Annotated in this window: 13 protein-coding genes; 8 read left to right on the top strand and 5 right to left on the bottom strand. The window is 38.6% G+C overall.

Features of this window, described 5'->3' with window-relative positions; translation table 11 throughout:
• Window positions 1–190 precede the first annotated feature (190 nt).
• Window positions 191–1,177: a WD40 repeat domain-containing protein gene (locus CXF71_RS02620; RefSeq protein ID WP_101231445.1), complete on the top strand. Its 987-nt coding sequence runs from the start codon at window positions 191–193 to the stop codon at window positions 1,175–1,177.
• A 197-nt stretch (window positions 1,178–1,374) separates the two neighbouring features.
• Here CXF71_RS02620 and CXF71_RS02615 read toward each other — a convergent pair whose 3' ends face one another.
• Together CXF71_RS02615 and CXF71_RS02610 are read right to left on the bottom strand one after the other, a co-directional pair.
• A complete protein-coding gene (locus CXF71_RS02615) occupies window positions 1,375–2,787 on the bottom strand; it encodes a sensor histidine kinase (RefSeq protein ID WP_101231444.1) in 1,413 nt (470 codons plus the stop codon).
• Window positions 2,777–4,255, bottom strand: a complete 1,479-nt coding sequence (locus CXF71_RS02610) for a sigma-54-dependent transcriptional regulator (RefSeq protein ID WP_101231443.1) — start codon at window positions 4,253–4,255, stop codon at window positions 2,777–2,779. Before CXF71_RS02610 ends, CXF71_RS02615 begins: the two co-directional genes overlap by 11 nt.
• 226 nt (window positions 4,256–4,481) lie before the next feature.
• On the opposite strand from CXF71_RS02610, the gene CXF71_RS02605 reads away from it, so the two are divergent.
• The 3 genes from CXF71_RS02605 (at window position 4,482) to CXF71_RS02595 (ending at window position 9,128) form a co-directional block, all read left to right on the top strand.
• Window positions 4,482–5,792 carry an efflux RND transporter periplasmic adaptor subunit gene (locus CXF71_RS02605; protein ID WP_101231442.1) on the top strand — a complete coding sequence of 437 codons (1,311 nt, stop codon included), beginning with the start codon at window positions 4,482–4,484 and terminating at the stop codon, window positions 5,790–5,792.
• Between the two features lie 112 nt (window positions 5,793–5,904).
• Entirely contained in the window at window positions 5,905–6,597 is a 693-nt protein-coding gene (locus CXF71_RS02600) for an ABC transporter ATP-binding protein (protein ID WP_101231441.1), read from the top strand.
• 20 nt (window positions 6,598–6,617) lie between these two features.
• A complete protein-coding gene (locus CXF71_RS02595) occupies window positions 6,618–9,128 on the top strand; it encodes an ABC transporter permease (protein ID WP_101231440.1) in 2,511 nt (836 codons plus the stop codon).
• A gap of 276 nt (window positions 9,129–9,404) precedes the next feature.
• On the opposite strand, the gene CXF71_RS02590 is transcribed toward CXF71_RS02595, so the two are convergent.
• Window positions 9,405–10,289, bottom strand: coding sequence for a LysR family transcriptional regulator (locus CXF71_RS02590; protein WP_101231439.1), 885 nt, complete (start codon window positions 10,287–10,289; stop codon window positions 9,405–9,407).
• Window positions 10,290–10,538: 249 nt separating this feature from the next.
• Between CXF71_RS02590 and CXF71_RS02585 the strand changes: the two genes are divergently transcribed.
• From CXF71_RS02585 to CXF71_RS02570, 4 genes are all read left to right on the top strand, one after another.
• Window positions 10,539–11,546, top strand: a complete 1,008-nt coding sequence (locus CXF71_RS02585; RefSeq protein WP_101231438.1) for a YeiH family protein — start codon at window positions 10,539–10,541, stop codon at window positions 11,544–11,546.
• 195 nt (window positions 11,547–11,741) lie between these two features.
• On the top strand, window positions 11,742–12,524 hold the full coding sequence (locus CXF71_RS02580) for a DUF4097 family beta strand repeat-containing protein (RefSeq protein ID WP_101231437.1): 783 nt from the start codon (window positions 11,742–11,744) through the stop codon (window positions 12,522–12,524).
• Between the two features lie 201 nt (window positions 12,525–12,725).
• Entirely contained in the window at window positions 12,726–13,790 is a 1,065-nt protein-coding gene (locus CXF71_RS02575; protein WP_101231436.1) for an MBL fold metallo-hydrolase, read from the top strand.
• A gap of 509 nt (window positions 13,791–14,299) precedes the next feature.
• Window positions 14,300–15,121, top strand: a complete 822-nt coding sequence (locus CXF71_RS02570; RefSeq protein WP_157826685.1) for a substrate-binding periplasmic protein — start codon at window positions 14,300–14,302, stop codon at window positions 15,119–15,121.
• A 204-nt stretch (window positions 15,122–15,325) separates the two neighbouring features.
• Here CXF71_RS02570 and CXF71_RS02565 read toward each other — a convergent pair whose 3' ends face one another.
• On the bottom strand, window positions 15,326–16,726 hold the full coding sequence (locus CXF71_RS02565) for a sensor histidine kinase (RefSeq protein ID WP_101231434.1): 1,401 nt from the start codon (window positions 16,724–16,726) through the stop codon (window positions 15,326–15,328).
• Complete coding sequence (locus CXF71_RS02560) at window positions 16,710–18,071, bottom strand: sigma-54-dependent transcriptional regulator (protein WP_101231433.1); 1,362 nt, start codon at window positions 18,069–18,071, stop codon at window positions 16,710–16,712. The genes CXF71_RS02565 and CXF71_RS02560 overlap by 17 nt, the downstream gene beginning before the upstream one ends.
• Window positions 18,072–18,287 lie beyond the last annotated feature (216 nt).

The raw sequence follows: 18,287 nt of genomic DNA, 5'->3' as shown, positions 1-18,287 counted from the left end.
CGTTAAGGGGAGATTAATATCAAATGCGTGCACGAAAGTGAGTTTTTGTTACCGAATGTGGTTTATTGGCTAGCCTAAAATATATTTTTATACGGTTATCGCCCAGTTTCATTTTCTGCCTGACAGTAATCGTTTATAGTCACTACTGAATCGCCAATGTCATTGAATATTTATTAAGGAATAGTTCGTTATGGTTAAAGTTATCACGCTATTAGGAGTTATAAGCGCGTTAAGTCTTTTCGGTTGTAGCCAACAAGAAGTTCATACGGGTAAATCAGAATTAGCCTTAAGTCATAGTGATAACATCATTACCGCGGCAGCACTGTCTAAGGATGGTCAGTTTAATTTGGTTGCTGATGGTAAAACAGTGTGTTTATGGAATAAAAAGCAGGTTGAATCACCATCACATTGTTTAACAGGTAAAGAGGCTGAGTTCATTGAATTAGTTGATATTAGTGAAAATAATCAGTTTTATTTAGTCTCAAATCAAGTGTCGGTACGTTTATATTCGATGCAGGGCAATAAACATATCGGTGAGTGGCAAGTCGAAGACAACATCATTAACGATATAGATATTTCAGCGAATGGCAGCAAAATATTACTAGGTTTTCGCAGTGGGAAAGCCAGAATTATTGATGTTAAACGCAACGAAGTAAGTACTTTTGAAAAGCATAGATTAGATATTAATTCGGTGAGCTTATCTGACGATGGTGAAATGGCTTTTACCGGTTCAAGTGATAAAACAGCGCGCTTATGGCAAACAAGCTCAGGGGAAGATGTTTATGAATTCTCTCATGGTTCAAGGGTTAATCATGTCAAAATTAGTGCTGACGCTAAGATTGCTTTTACCCTAGATGCGATAAAAGACCGTACCTTTTGGGATTTATCGACGGGAAAAATTTTATCAGCATTAGATACTAATTTACGATTTTTCGAGTTTAATGATTCATTATTCTCCAGTGATAATTCGCTGTTGTTAACGGGCTCACCTAAACAGGTTATTAAATTGTGGCGAGTAGCTGATGGCGCATTGATTGCTGAGTGGCAATCGACAATGACACGAGGTCGGTCATCAATACTGAGTGTGGCTTATGTAGACCAAGACAAAGCGGTTACTGCTAACAGTGATGGCCTATTTGAACAATGGGCTTTACCTAAAGTGAAGGCTAATAATTAAATTTAAGCGCTATGTAGTTAACTTAGTATATTGCTGTAAACGTCATCTTCGAAGTCTCTGGTCGATGACCCTTCACTTTTTAAAACTGCATCCAGGGCGATAAGCTCCATGCATTGTCTAATAAGTGCCATCCATGGCACGTCCGATTAATACACCACGGGGTGACGTACCGGAGTCTAGTGCGTAAGCATGTTAAATTAAAAAGTTAAGCTAAATGTTGCGCCGCCTTGGTTATTATTACGCACAGCAACTTTGCCGTTATGCGCCAACATTACTTGCCTTGTTAAGGCTAAACCGACACCAGAGCCTTCTTTTTTTGTGGTGAAAAACGGCACAAAAATTTGCGTCATATTTTCATCTTCAATACCTTTACCATTATCAGCCACTTCAATAACGACATGACCTCTGACATTTAAAAAGGCATTTAGCATTATTTGTGGAGCAAGAGTTCGTTGTTCTATAGGACGGTCTACTTTAGCTAGAGCGTGTTCGGCGTTTAGTAGTAAGTTAAGTAGTATTTGCTCGATCATGTCAGGGTCAACATGAATATCTAAAGCTTGAGGCATAACACTGCAGCTTAATTCAATATCACTTTCTTGCCAATTCTGCTTGGCTAGCCGGGTTACATGATCAAATAGAATCGCCACCGACATGGTTTTTTTATTGGGTGAGGGCAGGCGTGTTAAGCGACGATAACTGGTGACAAACTGCATTAAACCGTCACTTCGTCTGGCGACGGTTTTGACAGCAGATAATACATCATCTAATTCCTCGCTTAACTCCTCTGCTAATTTTTGAGGAATCTCTTCACTAATAGCTGATAAGGTCTGGGTTTTTTCTTGCACATCTTGTACTAAGTCTACTGCTGTTTTAGCCAATGAGGCTACTGGGGTAATACTGTTCATTATTTCGTGGGTTAAAACACTGACCAAATCTTGCCAAGCTTGCAGTTGAGCGAGGGCAAGTTCACTTTGAATATCTTGCATACTGAGCAAGGTTTCTTTATGTGTTGCGGTAATAATTTCAGTGGCTGAAATGATTAACTTATGTTCCATATCATCAATGGTGATATTCACCAGCGTACGCTCACCCGCTAAAATACCTTGTAATTTTTTCGGAAAATCCGCATTAAATTTTGCCATATCATCGATATGAGTAACGGCATTAGTGCCAAATAATCGCCTAACACTGTTGTTCCATAAGGTAATTTTACCATTATGATCAATGCTTAATAGCGGGACAGGCACATGCTCAATAACGGCTTTAATGTGACGTAACTCTGCTTCTTGATTTGAACGTACCGCTTGGATTCGCTTTAAAATATCAGTAAAGGTTGAGCCTAATTCGTCAAACCCTGTGCCCAGAGACTTAAGTTCAAATCGCTGTGAAAAGTCGGCATGACGCACGGCATCAAAAAAGCGCACTAACTCCGCATTCGTTTTGGAAATAAAACGTATTATTTCAAAAAACTGAATAACTAGTATTGCAGCTAGCAGGAGTACCGTTGCGTGATAACCCTCATGCAGCACTGCTTGCGTCAAAAAAATTAGCGTGAGCATAGCTAATATAGTGCGCGTGGCTATTAAGAGTGAAAAGCGTTTAAAGTCCATGTTTTTCCATCCTACGGTAAAGTGCGGCACGTGTTAAACCAAGCTCTTTGGCTGTGTGGCTAATATTAAAACGATGTTTCTTCAATGCTAGGGTAATAACATTTTTTTCTATTTGCTCTAGGTTGAGTTCCGTAGGTAGTGTCATCTCAACGTTTTGAGTTGCTATAGGCTCAACGGCTACTGTTGGTGGTACTGCTGTTATGCCTAATTCTGCCTCTGTTGTTGCTGTCGATGTACTCGGCTGAATATGGCTAACAACATCAAGCTGAAAGTCAGCAGCTGTGAGCATTTCAGACTGGCTTAATATCATGGCACGTTCAATGGCATGGCGAAGTTCTCGAATATTGCCCGGCCAAGCATAAGAAGATATGGCTGTTAATGCCTCAGTACTGAGCTGCTTAGTACACTTACCTTGCTGCTGATATTTCTTGGCGTAAAACTCGACATAATGTTGAGCAAGTAGCGCTATGTCATCGCTGCGTTCGCGTAAAGGCGGTAACTTAATTTCAACGGTATTGAGTCTAAATAATAAATCTTGTCGGAAATGCTGCTCATCTTTTAAGGTTTCTTGGTTTAAGTTGGTAGCCGAGACTACTCTGACATTAAACGCTATCGCCTTATTTTCACCAAGAGGCGTTACTTTTCTTTGTTCTAATACGGTAAGCAATTTGGCTTGTAAATGCAGCGGTAAGTTACCTAGCTCATCTAAAAATAACGTGCCACCATCTGCCGCTTGTAAACGGCCAATTCTATCGTGCTGCGCGCCAGTAAAAGCGCCTTTTTTATGGCCAAATAATTCACTTTCAAACAAAGTCTCGCTAATTGCGCCTAAATCTACCGACATAAATACTTGTTGAGCACGCGTACTTTGCTGATGTATCTCTCTGGCAACGAGTTCTTTTCCTGTGCCGTTCTCACCCAATATCATCACATTAGCTTCGGTTGGTGCACAGCGGGAAATTAACGATTGTACTTGCTGCATCGCTTGAGATTGCCCCAGCATATTTTGCTGATTTGCCGAGTTACTCGCTTGTACTAATACCTTGTTAGTTTCTCGTAATGTTTGCGCTTCACTACGACTTCTACCTAATAATACCGCCGTTGAAACCGTCGCAATCACTTTTTCATTTTGCCAAGGTTTAGCAATGTAGTCGGTGGCGCCTAACTTCATGGCATCAACCGCAACATTTACGCCGCCATGTGCGGTGATCATGATGATTACGCTTTGTGGCTTAATCTCTAATATTTTTTGTAGCCAATAAAACCCCTGCGCGCCGGAGCTTTCACCGGGACCAAAATTCATATCTAAAATGATGGCATCAAAATGTTGGTCGTTAATAAAACGGGGAATATGCTCAGGCACATTACAGGTACTTACCTGTGAAAAATGGCGTTTTAGCAGTAGTTTACCCGCAGTTAAAATATCTTCATCGTCATCTACAATGAGGATTCTGCCTTCTTTTTTCACGCTATAAATTCCTATTTGTATGCTTGTGCTCTAGTGAATATATAGCACGAAGTGTTCATTAACGTACACCTACTGTTCATAAACGTACAGTTCAAATTGCACTTATTTTAGCTGTTTATTTTAAAAGGTAATAAAAGCAAGGACTTGCAAGTTGGAACGATTATTGGATTGTTAAGGTTAAGTTTATCTATTGGCTTAAGCTAATACTTCTTAATGACAGGTTAATATGACCCAAGTAAACAAGACAAAAAACAGCACTCCTCTTACTTCTGTAACTAAAGCCGTTTCGGGTTCAGGTATGGATCGTAAAGTAGTCACGAATGTTAGCCCAATGAAAAAGTGGCTCAGCCTTATGGTGATAATCCTCATTGTGGTTTTTGCCGGCTATATGATTGCCGGTAAAAGCACAGGTAAAGTTTTATCGGTAGATAATAGTCGCATCGTTATTTCAAAAGTGACTTCAGGTGTATTTGAAGATTTCATTCCTATCCGTGGTCGAGTCACTCCGGCAAAAACAGTTTACTTAGATGCTATTGAAGGAGGTCGTGTAGAAAAAATCCTCGTCGAAGATGGTGCGAGTTTAACGGCTGGAAATCTTATCGTAGAGCTATCAAATGCTTCACTGCAACTCAGTGTTTTAGGTAATGAAACTCGGGTAGCAGAGCAACTAAATAATATGCGATCTATTGAATTAAACCTCGAACAAAACCGTTTACAACATAAAAGCAATATTGTTGATATTAAACACCAAATTAAGTTATTAAGCCGCCAAGTTGACCGCGCACAATCACTTATCGCCACTGGAGCGATTACCAAGACGCAAGTCGAAGATAGTGAAGATACCTTAACTTGGTACAAAGATCGTTTGGCATTAACGATGGAAAGTCAGCAATCAGATGCGCGTATGCAAGGTGAGCAACTCACGTTTTTAAGAGAAACCAGTAGCCGTTTAGAAAGTAACCTAGCCATTTCGCGCCAAAACTTAGATAACATGAATGTTAAAGCGCCTGTAGCCGGTACGTTATCTGGCTTTAATGTTGAAGTAGGGCAGAGCATTGCCCGTGGTGAACGTCTCGGTCAAATAGATACACCTAACGATTATAAGCTAACCGCCTTTATTGATGAGTTCTACCTAGGCCGCGTTGATATTGGTCAAACGGCGACTTATAAAAATTATTCCTTGGTCATTGCCAAAGTTTATCCACAAGTGCAAAACGGTCAATTTGAAGTCGATTTTAAATTTATCGCCGAGCAACCCGAAGGTATTCGCCGCGGACAAACGATTCAAATCAAACTAACACTCGGCGATGCCAGTGAAGCACTGCTGATCCCAAATGGTGCATTTTTTCAAGATACGGGTGGCAAGTGGCTGTTTGTTGTTAGCCCTGATGGCAGTGAAGCTGTGAAACGTAACGTGCGCTTAGGCAGACGTAACAACCAGTTTATTGAAGTGATTGAAGGTCTTGAATTAGATGAGCAAGTAGTCACTAGCCCTTATAGCAGCTACCAAGAGATGCAAAAACTTAGCTTTAATTAATGATCATTAGAACTACAACGCCAGTTTATCAAAGCGTAATAAACAAAATTCATAACCGAATTAAACAAATAACAGAACATTAAAAGACTCATGAAGAGCAAAGGAATTTACCATGCTACAACTACATAACTTAACACGCGTATATCAAACCGAAGACGTAGAAACATCGGCTTTGAACAATGTAAATATTGAAATTGCCCAAGGCGAGTTTGTTGCCATTATGGGACCGTCGGGTTGTGGCAAATCAACCTTGCTTAATACCATTGGCATGTTGGACTCACCGAGTAGTGGTGATTATATTTTTAACGGCGAAAATGTTGCGGGTTATTCAGAAAAACAGCTGTCAGTTATTCGTAAAAAAAGTATTGGCTTTATCTTTCAAAATTTTAATTTGATTGATGAGTTAACCGTCGCTGAAAATATTGAGTTAGCACTTATTTATCACAAAATTCCAGCAGCAGAGCGTAAAGCTAAAGTGGCCAAAGTCATGGATAAAGTCGGTATTGCTCATCGCGCTAAACATTTACCAAGTCAGTTATCTGGCGGTCAGCAACAGCGTGTTGCCGTCGCTAGAGCCGTTGTTGGCGATCAAAAAATGATTTTGGCCGATGAACCCACAGGTAACTTAGATAGTGCCCACGGACAAGAAGTAATGGAAATGTTGCAAGCACTTAACGATGAAGGCACCACCATAGTGATGGTGACACATAGCCCTGCACATGCTGATTACGCTAGACGTACTATTAATTTATTTGATGGTCATGTGGTTGCACAAAGTGTTCGTGCTGCTGAGCAAACGGCTTAATCGAGAATTAGGAGAAGTTTATGTTTCACAATTACCTTATTACCGCTTGGCGCAATATCATTAAAAACGGTATTTTTTCGGTTATTAACATTTTTGGTCTAGCCATCGGTTTGATGAGCTGCATTTTAATCATGTTATTTGTTCGCCAAGAATCTGGTTTTGATACCTGGATTAAAGACCATGGTCAATTAGTACGTACACACACCGCTTATTCTATTCCTAATCAAGAACCGTTTGATTCTGTGCGATCGGCGGGTAGCATGATGGAAGCGATCCGTGATTATGCTAAAAATGAAATTGAAACCGGCGTACGCTTTATTCAGTTTGATATGACAGTAAGACAAAATGAAAATGCCTTTCCAGAACAATTCACTATGGTTGATGGCAGTTTCTTTAATGTATTTGATTTGCCTTTTATTCATGGCTCTAAAGAGTCTTCGTTTAATAAACCAATGGACTTGGTTATCACTGAAGAATTAGCTTACAAATATTTTGGCAAAAGTGACGTTATTGGTGAAACGCTTACCGTATGTTGTGTTGCGGGAAATACAGCAACCTTGACTATCACTGGGGTGATGAAAAATTTACCTGATGCAACGCATTTGAATACCGATATGGTGATTTATCTGCAGCCAGCTTTGTTTAGCGATAATGATGGCATGTTGAATACTTGGACTAGTTTGAACGTCTATACCTACTTTAAATTGAATCAGGGTATTGTGCCGGAGCAATTACAAGAGCGTATTAATTTTTGGATGAATAATGAAAGTCCACTAGTTGAGATGCTGGTTAATATTTTAGGTGAAACAGCCTCAGATAAGCAGGTTACCGATTTCATTAAACTGCACGTAATGCCAGTGGCAGACTTGCATTTACATGCAAAAAGCCAAGCGGGTAATGGCGGGGATTTAACCCCCATGGGTGATAGTAAAATGATTACTACCTTTATTATTGTCGCAAGCTTAGTGTTACTTATTGCTTGTATAAATTTTATGAATCTATCTACCGCTAAAGCCAGTAAAAGAGCGCGCGAAGTTGCTATGCGTAAAGTCTTAGGCGCTAGCCGAACCCAAGTGGCTATTCAATTTTTAGGCGAGGCGATTGCCTTAGTTTTACTTTCTTTATTGTTTGCCTTGGTCGCTGTTGAATTAGCATTACCCTTTTATAATGAAGTGTTAGGTAAAGAGTTAGCTTTACATTTATTGGATGATCCAAGTTTATTATTCACCTTAATTGGGCTGGCTGTTTGTGTTGGTATTGGCGCGGGCATCTATCCTGCATTGTATTTATCACGCTTCTTACCGGGACAAATTCTAAAATCGAGTAAAAGTGTTGAGTCGAAAAGTTCGGCAAAATTTAGAAGCGTATTAGTCGTTTTTCAATTCGCGACATCCATTATTTTAGTGATTTCAACCTTGGTTGTTTATGGCCAAACGATTTTCTCTAATAACATGGCTGTTGGTTATGAAAGTGATAACAAGCTAGTACTTAGTATTCGAAACGCCGGGGATAACTTACCAAGTTTAACGCAAGAGTTATTAAATTTGTCTGAAGTCACGAGTGTAACGTTTTCTTCTGAGGCACCATCGCAAGACAATGAGAATAATAATAATTTCAAGCTACTTGAAGCACATGTCAATGGAGGAGCTAATGAAGCTGAATTGATGAATTACCATAATATGGGGTATGGATTTTTTGAAGCTTATCAAGTGAAGCCGATAGCAGGGCGTTTGTTTGATGAAAACTTTGGTTCTGACACCATAAAAAAAGCTCCCGAAGGTTCAGTGGGTAAATCAAGTGTGATACTCAATAGTTCGGCTTTGAAAAAGTTCGGTTTCAGCAGTGCAGAAGAGGCTATTGGTAAAACATTGGAAAGTGATATCCGCGGAACACAGCATTTAACTATCATTGGCGTTATCCCAGATATTTACTTTCGTTCAATTAAGTTTGGTGTAAGAGCCTCTGTTTATACGTTGAACCCACAACGTTTTCGCGTAGCCAATATCTCTTTTAATACCAATAATATTCCCAATTTGATTAGTGCCATTGAAGGTGTGTGGAAGAACAACGTACCAATGCAGCCGATTAACTTACAGTTTTTGAGCGAAATGATGGCGGCGCAATACCATGATGAACTCACCACTGCGCAGTTATTCTTGGTGTTCTCATTAATCGCGATTGTGATAGCGTGTTTAGGTTTATATGGTTTATCTGCTTTTACGGTAGAAAGAAGAACCAAAGAAATTGGTATTAGAAAAGTGATGGGTGCCAGTGTTAAAGACATTGTTGGCCTACTTATCTGGCAATTTTCTAGACCAGTAATGCTGGCGAACCTCATTGCTTGGCCTATTGCAGCTTACTTAATGTTAACGTGGTTAGAAACTTTCCCTTATCGCATAGATGCTATTTGGTTGATACCAATATGTTTAGGCGTTGGTTTGTTATCACTGATTATTGCTTGGAGCACTGTTGGTGGTAATGCCGCTAAAGTGGCGCGAAAAAATCCAATCAAAGCACTTAGGTATGAATAATACCAATTACATTAATTAAGTGACCTATTTTATACGTAGGAAAAAGTGATAAGTTCAAGGCATTTATTTAACTAACTAGTTGTTCTAATTATTAAATAAATAACGCAGTAATTATTACTTTTAACAAGTAGAAATGATCACTTAGTTTGTGTGATTGGTATAAAGCTAAATATAAACATAACAATGGCTAAGCTAAAGATAAATTCTGTTTAGCTCAGCCCTAATAAAAAAGGGCAATGAATAATATTCATTGCCCTTTTGATATCTGTTGTGCCGTTATTTACACGAGGGAGCTGATTTTAAGTAATCGATAAAATTTTGGCCAAGCAAGTTATGGTGACTATCTTTATGGGTGACTAAAGCAAAGCGTCGCGATAAATTTAATGGTGATTTCAGCGCCACTAAACTACCTATTTTTACCTCTTCAGCAATGGTGAGTTGTGACAAGCAACCTAACCCTAAACCTGCTTTGACCGACTCTTTAATTGCACCTTGCCTCGTTAGCTCTATGCCTAAATTAATTTGTGCACCCGCTTGTTCAATGGCGGCATCAAATATTGCTCGTGTACCTGAGCCATGTTCACGCAATACCCAAGATTGTTGTTGCAGTTGCTCAAGGCTAATGGTCGATTTTTTTGCGAGCGGGTGATCAGGCGGACAAAATATTTGTAGTTGGTCTTGTTGCCACGGCGTTATTTGTAAGTGCTTATGCACGGCAGGCCCCTCTATTAAACCAATAGAAGCTTTACCTTTATCTAAGTAATCTATCACCATTTGGGTATTACCTATGTGTATTTCAGGGGCAACGTCTGGGTAAAGTTTTACGAACTTAGCTATTAGCTTAGGCAGTAAATAAGTGGCGATGGTGGCACTGGCGACAATTCTCAATACACCACTCATGGTGTTTAAGTTAGCAAGTTTTAGGCTATCGAGTAAATCGGCTATTTGCCGCACTTTAGGTAGCGACTTAAGACCATTTTCAGTGATCAATAAATCTCGGCCCACGCGATCAAATAGTGGGTAACCTAAACTTTCTTCCAATTCTTTTAACGCTTGGCTAGCGGCAGACTGGCTTAAAGAAAGCTCACTGGCTGCTTTAGTTAATTTACCTAAGCGCGCTGTTGCTTCAAACAACTGTAGCTTTTTTATCGAAATACTCATGGCTTAAATTACCTTAGGGAGAGTTAACATTAGTCATCGTTAGTTAACTCAGTTTTAGTGAATTAATTATAGTTCGGTTTTTTGAATACTATACATCGAATCAATCCATTATTCTTATTTAAAACTTTACGCTATATTATATTCCATAAAGTGATTACTGGTTGAAAGTGACGGGTAAACACATAGTCACCGGCTTATGAGTTAAATAAGTCGTTCTTTATTCGCTATTCATTAGCAAAGAGGTGCGTTATGCCTACCTATATAGTTCTCCCCATCATTGCCTTATTAGCCATTGCCCTAGCAAAAGTAGAAGCAATCTCCGCTTTTGGCTTGAGCGCACTGCCTTTAGCTATTGTTTTTGGCATGCTTTATGGTCATTTTTCATTAAGAGTTGAAGATGAAAGAGACCAACAGTTCTCAACGTTTTGTAAACAAAAGCTGCTTAGGGTCGGTATTGTATTGTTTGGCTTTGGTTTGAGCTTCCAGCAAATTATCGCAGTAGGTTGGCAAGCAGTTGCTATTGATTTAGTGGTGATAACTACCGTTTTTTCTGTCGGCACTTTTGTTGGTATTAAAGTACTTAAACTGCATCGTGATGTTGCTATTTTAACCGCTGCGGGCAGCGCTATTTGTGGCGCCGCAGCCATACTTGCGACCGAATCGGTACTTAAACCAAAGCAAGAACACATTACTATTGCCATTGCTACTGTCGTACTGTTTGGTACCTTAGCTATGTTTAGCTACCCATTTATTTATCAGTGGGTGGATATGACCGACCAATCTTTTGGTATTTATATCGGTAGTACCGCCCATGAAGTAGCACAAGCCGTTGCCGCAGGACAAAGTATTAATGGCGAAACCATGCAAACAGCAGTGGTGGTGAAACTTATTCGAGTGATGATGTTAGCACCATTTATTTTAATGCTAAGCGCAGGACTGAATCGCATTGCTAACCGTGCATATAATGGTGTTAGTAAAAGCGCTAAGCGTGAAAAAAGTGTTATTACTATTCCATGGTTTGTTTTTGGCTTTATGGCTACCGCTATGATTAATAGTATTGTTATATTGCCAGAGGTTCTTAAAGTAGCATTCAGTTTTGCTAGCCAATTTTCTTTAGCAATGGCAATGGCTGCATTAGGCGCACAAACTCAATGGGCGACTATTAAAGCCGCTGGGCCTAAGCCGCTAATATTGGCATTGTTACTCTTTATTATTTTAATTTTTGGTGGTTTTTTCTTAAGTTCATGGTTAGCCTAGAGCTTAAAGATAGGCTGTTTTGTAGCGTTAATATTAATTTTTAAATAAAGTATAAATAGTTTTAAACCTTTTATCTTTTTGTTGCATCTCACTTAGCAATGACCGCAATTCTTGCTAAGTGATTAATAGATTAATACCTTTGGTATAAGTCACTTAAAATAGAAATATTATAATAAAGATATATGGAGATACCCTATGTTAAACGCGAAAAATACTTTTAAATATGCCCCGATAGCACTGTTGTTAATTGCAGGTGGCTTGCAAGCAAAAACTATTAATAAAGAGTTCACTGTCGCTAATGATGGTTTACTGAAAATAGCGACCGATGTTGGCGCTATAGATATTGATACCCATGCAAAAGAAACGGTATTGGTTGCAGTAACAATTACTGGCAGTAATGAAGATGATATGGAGGTTAGCTTCAATAATAGTGATGAAAACGTCAGTATTAAAGGTGATTTTGACCGTAGCAGTTTTGGCTTCGGTAATAATCATATACGCGTTACTTATAAAGTTACCGTACCGGAAAATTACAATCTAAACCTTGATACCAGCGGTGGCTCTATTGAAATTGAAAACCTGAAAGGGAAAGTTGATGCCCATACATCAGGCGGCTCAATTACATTAGAGGATATGGTCGGGGATGTTGATATTAAAACCTCTGGCGGCAGTTTAGATTTGGATAACATTATCGGAAAAATTGATGCTAAAACCTCTGGTGGTAGTATTACCCTTAAATTACCAACGAATCCGACTAAAGATAGTAGTGTAAAAACCTCTGGCGGCTCTATTACTGCTTATTTAGCGAAAGATGTCGCGGTAAATCTTTCGGCTAAAACCAGTGGTGGACGTGTATCAAGTGAGTTTGCTGTTAATGGCACAACGAAGAAACGTTCTATTATTGGTACTATTAATGGTGGTGGTCCTGAGTTGGTATTAAAAACCAGTGGCGGTAGCGTACGCATTAAAGAAATATAAGTTCAATGTTTCAGTAGTTCAGCTGTTGGTTACACTATTTATCGAGTCTTAGATTCGAATAATAAAAAAGCGTAGTAAGTGATTATTACGCTTTTTTGATTGCCCTAATTAATACTAAAAAATATGCCATAAACCTTCGACTAAATTTCATCGCACTAACTATACTTACTAACATGTACATCAATATATGTGAGTAGAGTTATGACCATTTCATCCTGCCAGCAACCATTACCCATCAAGCCATTATATATAAAGCAATTCTTTGATAGAGACAGCTGTACTTACACTTATTTGTTGGTTGATCCAAATAGCCATGAAGGCGCGATTATTGATGGCGTTAAGGAGCAGTTAAAGCGAGACCTACAATATATTGAAGAGCTTGGCATCGAACTACTTTACGCTATTGAAACCCACGTGCATGCCGACCATATCAGCTCAGCAGGCTTAATGCGGCAAAAAACGGGTGCCCAAATTGTTTACAATAAAGCGGCTGCGATTAAGTCTATTGATATTGAACTCCTTGATGGCGATGAACTTCCCCTCGGCCATTTTCAGATTAAAGCGATAAGTACACCGGGTCATACCTGCGGTTGCATGAGTTATTATATTGATAACAGGGTTTTCACGGGGGATACACTGTTGATTAGAGGTTGTGGTCGTTCTGATTTTCAGCAGGGCAGTTCAGAAGTTTTATACCGTAGTGTTACTGAAAAATTGTTTAACCTGCCTGAGGAGACCGTTGTTTACCCTGGTCATGATTATAATGGCAATACCAGCTCTACTATTGCTGAAGAAAAGCAATGGAACGCTCGACTTGGCAAGCAAAAATCATTGGCTGACTTTATTGATATTATGGATAATCTGAATTTAGCCTTACCCAAAAAAATTAATGAAGCAGTACCTGCCAATGAAGGCTGTGGCATTAACTTTAATCCCAATATTTATGTACATGAAGACTTTTCAATGTCATCGCTTTATCAAATATGGCAACAAGAAAACCCTGATAATTTGATTATTGATAACCGCACAGAAGAAGAATATTTAACGGGTCATATTCCTAACAGTAAAAATATTCCACTAGGTACAGAGCCCGATCACCTCGAAGCACTTAAAGACTTTAAACACATTTATATTTACTGTCATTCTGGTCGACGGTCTCAAACAGCGTTAACTAATTTGGCAATGATGGGACTAGAGAATATCACCTGCGTCAGTCATTCAGGTTTACCCGAGTGGGAAGCATTAGGGTATCCGATCGCGCATTAAAAACATGTTGCTTAACTCATATTGTACTGGTCTCGTACTCATTAACCCTATGGTTGACTTTATCTTGCGAGAGCACCGATACAATGTTGGCTCAGCTACTATTACCATAGCTATTCATATTATTTAAGTAATCAGTCAGTAGAATGAATTTTATTGGTTGGATTTCGTACTATTTAAGTTGAATCCTGAACAGCGCATTCCTGACATGAGAGGTAGTTATGGCTAACATCCGCTTCGCTAATTTCAGACGGCGAAAGTTAAGTACCCATTACTAAATTTACCATTTTATTGGTATAAATCAGGTGAAATTTTATGTTAATAATTAGTTGCTTACCCATTAGGTCCTACAGTATTTTCAAACTATTAATATTATATGGTAAAATGAATAATACGTATGTTTTGCTGAACTGAAACTTGGAGATGTTTAGTTGAGAATAAAAAAGATAGTATACTATGAGCCTCTAGACGATTTAGCTCACCTACATAGTAAATTTAGTAATTTAAACATTATGATGAATTTTACTAAGTTATTAGTTCGATTTAATATTCAATACAAAGTAAGTTGCAAGTTTTTGCTAACTTTGTGCATTGTTATTTCTGTGGATGTTTTTGGTGCCAAAGAAGTTGATGTCGCTTTAGTGACAGAACATTTTCCTCCTTATCAAATAGTAGACCAGAATAATGTTTTATCTGGTTTTACGACGGAATTGATGATTGAAGTGATGAAGCGAAGCCAATATAGATATAGCATAAATGCTTATCCTTGGACTGTAGCCTATAATTTTGCCCTTAAAAAGCCGAATCACTGTATTTTTTCTATTGCTCGTTTATCCAGTAGAGAAAATTTGTTTACGTGGATCGGGAGAATTACTGAGAATAATAAAGCGATCGTTTGGGGACTTAAAAACAAGCAGAACTATAAGATAAGTAGTCTCGAAGATATTAAAAAGTATACCACTGCAGTAAAGCGCAATAATGCTCCTCATCAAGCATTACTCGAAATGGGATTTAGTGAGGGTATCAATTTATATGTACTCGATAATTCTAATGCCTTAATCAATATCCTTTACTCTCGTTCGGAAATTGATTTTATCGTTGCCGATGATATTACAATCTCTTATAGAGCAAAATTGGCTGGCATTGATATCAATCAATTACATAAAGAATACGAGATTAGTAATTTATGGTCAGAATTTTATTTAGCTTGCAATAAGAATACCAATCAAAAGGTTATTGATAATCTCACATTGATTATTGACGAAATTCATAAAGATGGCACTTATCAAAGACTGTTGGGTAATTGGAAAAATAAAATGTCATACAGAAAATAAAATAGTCAGTATCATTCTATTGTATGAGTACCCGCTTTCGGGCTTTGGCAAAGCGGATTATTCATAGAGATAACTTAGCGTCTAAATTACGTCTTCTTTTTGGTATTAGTTAACATTGTGCAGAATAGCTAAATTTTATTCTACTTCGTTGATTTCTTTATTTATAAAGATAAACATAGGTAGTTCACGCAGTAGTGCGGCTAATTATTTAAAAGCCAAGGGCAAGGTTAGCGTAGCAACTGCACCGGTGGAATCAGCCAAGTCCGTTCTGTTAGTCAGCGTCAATTCTCCCTGATGATTGGCTATTATTTTTCTACTAAGGGCTAAACCAATACCAGAGCCTGTTTCTTTAGTGGTGTAAAAAGGCACAAATAAATTAGCAGAATTAGCTATACCACAGCCTTGATCCAACACTTTAATAATCACTTGTTGTTCGGTTTTAAAAACCTGAATTTCAATGTCCTTCTCTAAGGTGTTCTTGCTTGCTTCTGAAGCTTGTTCTACAACTTTATTTATCTTTGCCTTTGATCGCTGTGCTTCCTTAGCGTTCTTAATTAAGTTAAGCAGTACTTGCTCAAGCTGGCCTTTATCTGCTTTGATAATTAACGGGCTAGCTAGCTTAATTGTTACCTGTTGCACTAAGTTAGCAATATCGTGTAATAATTCTGCTAAGTCGAATTGCTGGGTATTAGGTGAAGGGAGTTTGGCTAAATCTGAATAACTATCAATAAATGCCAAGAGATTATTACTACGGTTATCAATAATTTTAATCGCTTGCTGGCATTGCTCTGCGGTGAGATCAGGCATTTCTAATAAATTTTGGCTCAGTGCTGAAATAGGCGTTAAAGAGTTACGCACTTCATGGTTGAGAATTCGGATAATATTTTGCCATGCTTCTTGTTCATTTTTTTGTAACTCTTGACTAATATTATTCAGCATAAGTAGCTGGTAGTTATTGTTATTTTCTTTGTACTCACTTTGTCTTATTTGCCACTTCTTGCCAACGTTTAGCGGATTATTTTCATCAAATCCCCAAAAGCCATTAAGCTTTTTTAGTCCTAATTTTTGTGCAGGGCTTTGTTTTAATGTTTGCCAAGGTACTGAGAATAATTGGCTTACCGCTGGGTTAGCATGTTGCAGTTGATCATCTTGATTTAACACTAATACCGGTGATTCTAACTGCTCAATTAAGCCATAAAGTAAAAACATTTGTTGGTCGTAACGGGTTTTACTCACTTGCAAATTTTGGCTGAGACTGGATAACTCGTTAAATAATTTAGCGACGATACCCCGACTAAAAGGAGATTTAGCTCTAAGACTATAATCTTCCATCTTTAACGCTTCGGTTAAGCTGGTTAAACTGTAATAGGGCGTGATAACTAATCGGTAGAGCGCTATGACTAAGCAGGTGTAAATGATAGCAAGCAGCAAGCCTACTGTTGACCAGCCCAGTAGCTTAAAGTCAAAGGCAATGCCCATGGCAATAAACAACACTAAAGTTGGTAATAAGCTGGCGAGTATAAGCCAGGTAAAGCGTCGCTCTAAACTGATGCTAGTATTAGTTTTTGCATTAGCATTGCTACTAGGATTAAGATTTTGTGTCAATTTGATATTTCTCTAATCGTCTATAAATAGCATTTTTACCCAGACCTAATAATTCACCTGCTTCGATGACTTTACCTTGAGACTTTTGTAACGCTTGCTTAATTAATTGCTGCTCTGCTTCATCTATAGTCATAAAGGGCATCTCGCCATTGCTTTTATGAGTGCCGTCTAACAATTGGTCTGTTAAACCTGTTATTTCAATCTCGTTACTGTCACTTAATAGTACCGCGCGTTCAATGACATGGCTAAGTTCACGAATATTACCTGGCCAATCGTAATGGTTTAATGCTTTTTTGGCTTGCTCCGATAGGAATAAATCCGACTTATGGTATTTCTGACTTTTCTCTGCTAAAAAATGTTGAGCTAACGGCAATATATCTTCTTTTCTGCGTCGAAGCGGCGGAATATCAAGTACGATTGTATTGATGCGATAATATAAATCTTGGCGAAAATCACCTTGAGCAATCGCTTGTTGAAAGTCGATATTACTGGCGGCGATTAACCTGACTTGTGCTTGTAATGTTTTACTGGAGCCTACTGGCTCAAATTCACCTGATTCAAGCACGCGTAATAATTTTGGCTGCAAGTTCAGTGGAATGGTACCAATTTCATCGAGAAATAAACTACCACCTTCAGCGGCTTCAAAACGGCCCATACGATCTTTTTTCGCATCGGTAAACGCGCCCTTGGTATGACCAAACAGTTCACTTTCGAATAGGGTTTCAGGAATGGCGCCCATATTCACGGTGACGTAACTTTCATTACAACGCGTCGAATGTTGATGAATAAATTTAGCCAACATACTTTTTCCGGTACCATTTTCACCGGTAATTAAAATAGGAGTGTCTGTTACTGCAAGCTTTTTAGCTTGAGTAAGTACTAACTGCATTGCGGCAGATTCACCTAGCATAAATACGTTGCTGGTTGGACGTTGTGCCTTTAGCCTTTTGTTTTCTAACTGCACAGAGCCTAATTGAAATTGTTGCTCAATTATTCGCACCAAACGTTGATTTTTCCACGGTTTCTCAATGAAATCTTTCGCACCTAACTTAATGGCTTCAACGGCAATTTCTACCGTTGACCATGCGGTCATGACAATCACGGGGAAGTGATGATTTTTTTCTTTTAAGGTTTTCAGCATGTCCAAGCCTTCCTTGCCTGACGTGGTATCGTACTGAAAATTCATATCAAGCAACATTAAATCAACCGTTTGTTCGGCTATAACCTCAAGCGCTTGTAGGGGAGAGTCGGCTTCAACAACGTTATAGCCGTAGTTTTCTAAAATAAATTTAGCGGATAATCGCAAATCACTTTGGTCATCAACGACAATTATTGTTTTTTTCATTATGTTTTTCTTATGTGATCTTATTATCGGCAACTATTTGCTTACCGTCACTCCCGAAGTGTTTAATCGGGAGTCTAGTGTTTAAAGAAAATCATTCAGGATAATTGCTCAGGATAATTGCTCCTGCATTATCTCATAAGGTACTTCCTGTACCGTCTGCATTATCTCATAAGCGGTATCCGTTCCGCGTCGGCTTAAGAAATAACCGGAATGACG

Origin of the sequence: Colwellia sp. 12G3 (assembly GCF_002836775.1) — a bacterium.
Taxonomy (GTDB): domain Bacteria; phylum Pseudomonadota; class Gammaproteobacteria; order Enterobacterales; family Alteromonadaceae; genus Colwellia.
This window is presented reverse-complemented; position numbering and strand designations above follow the sequence as displayed.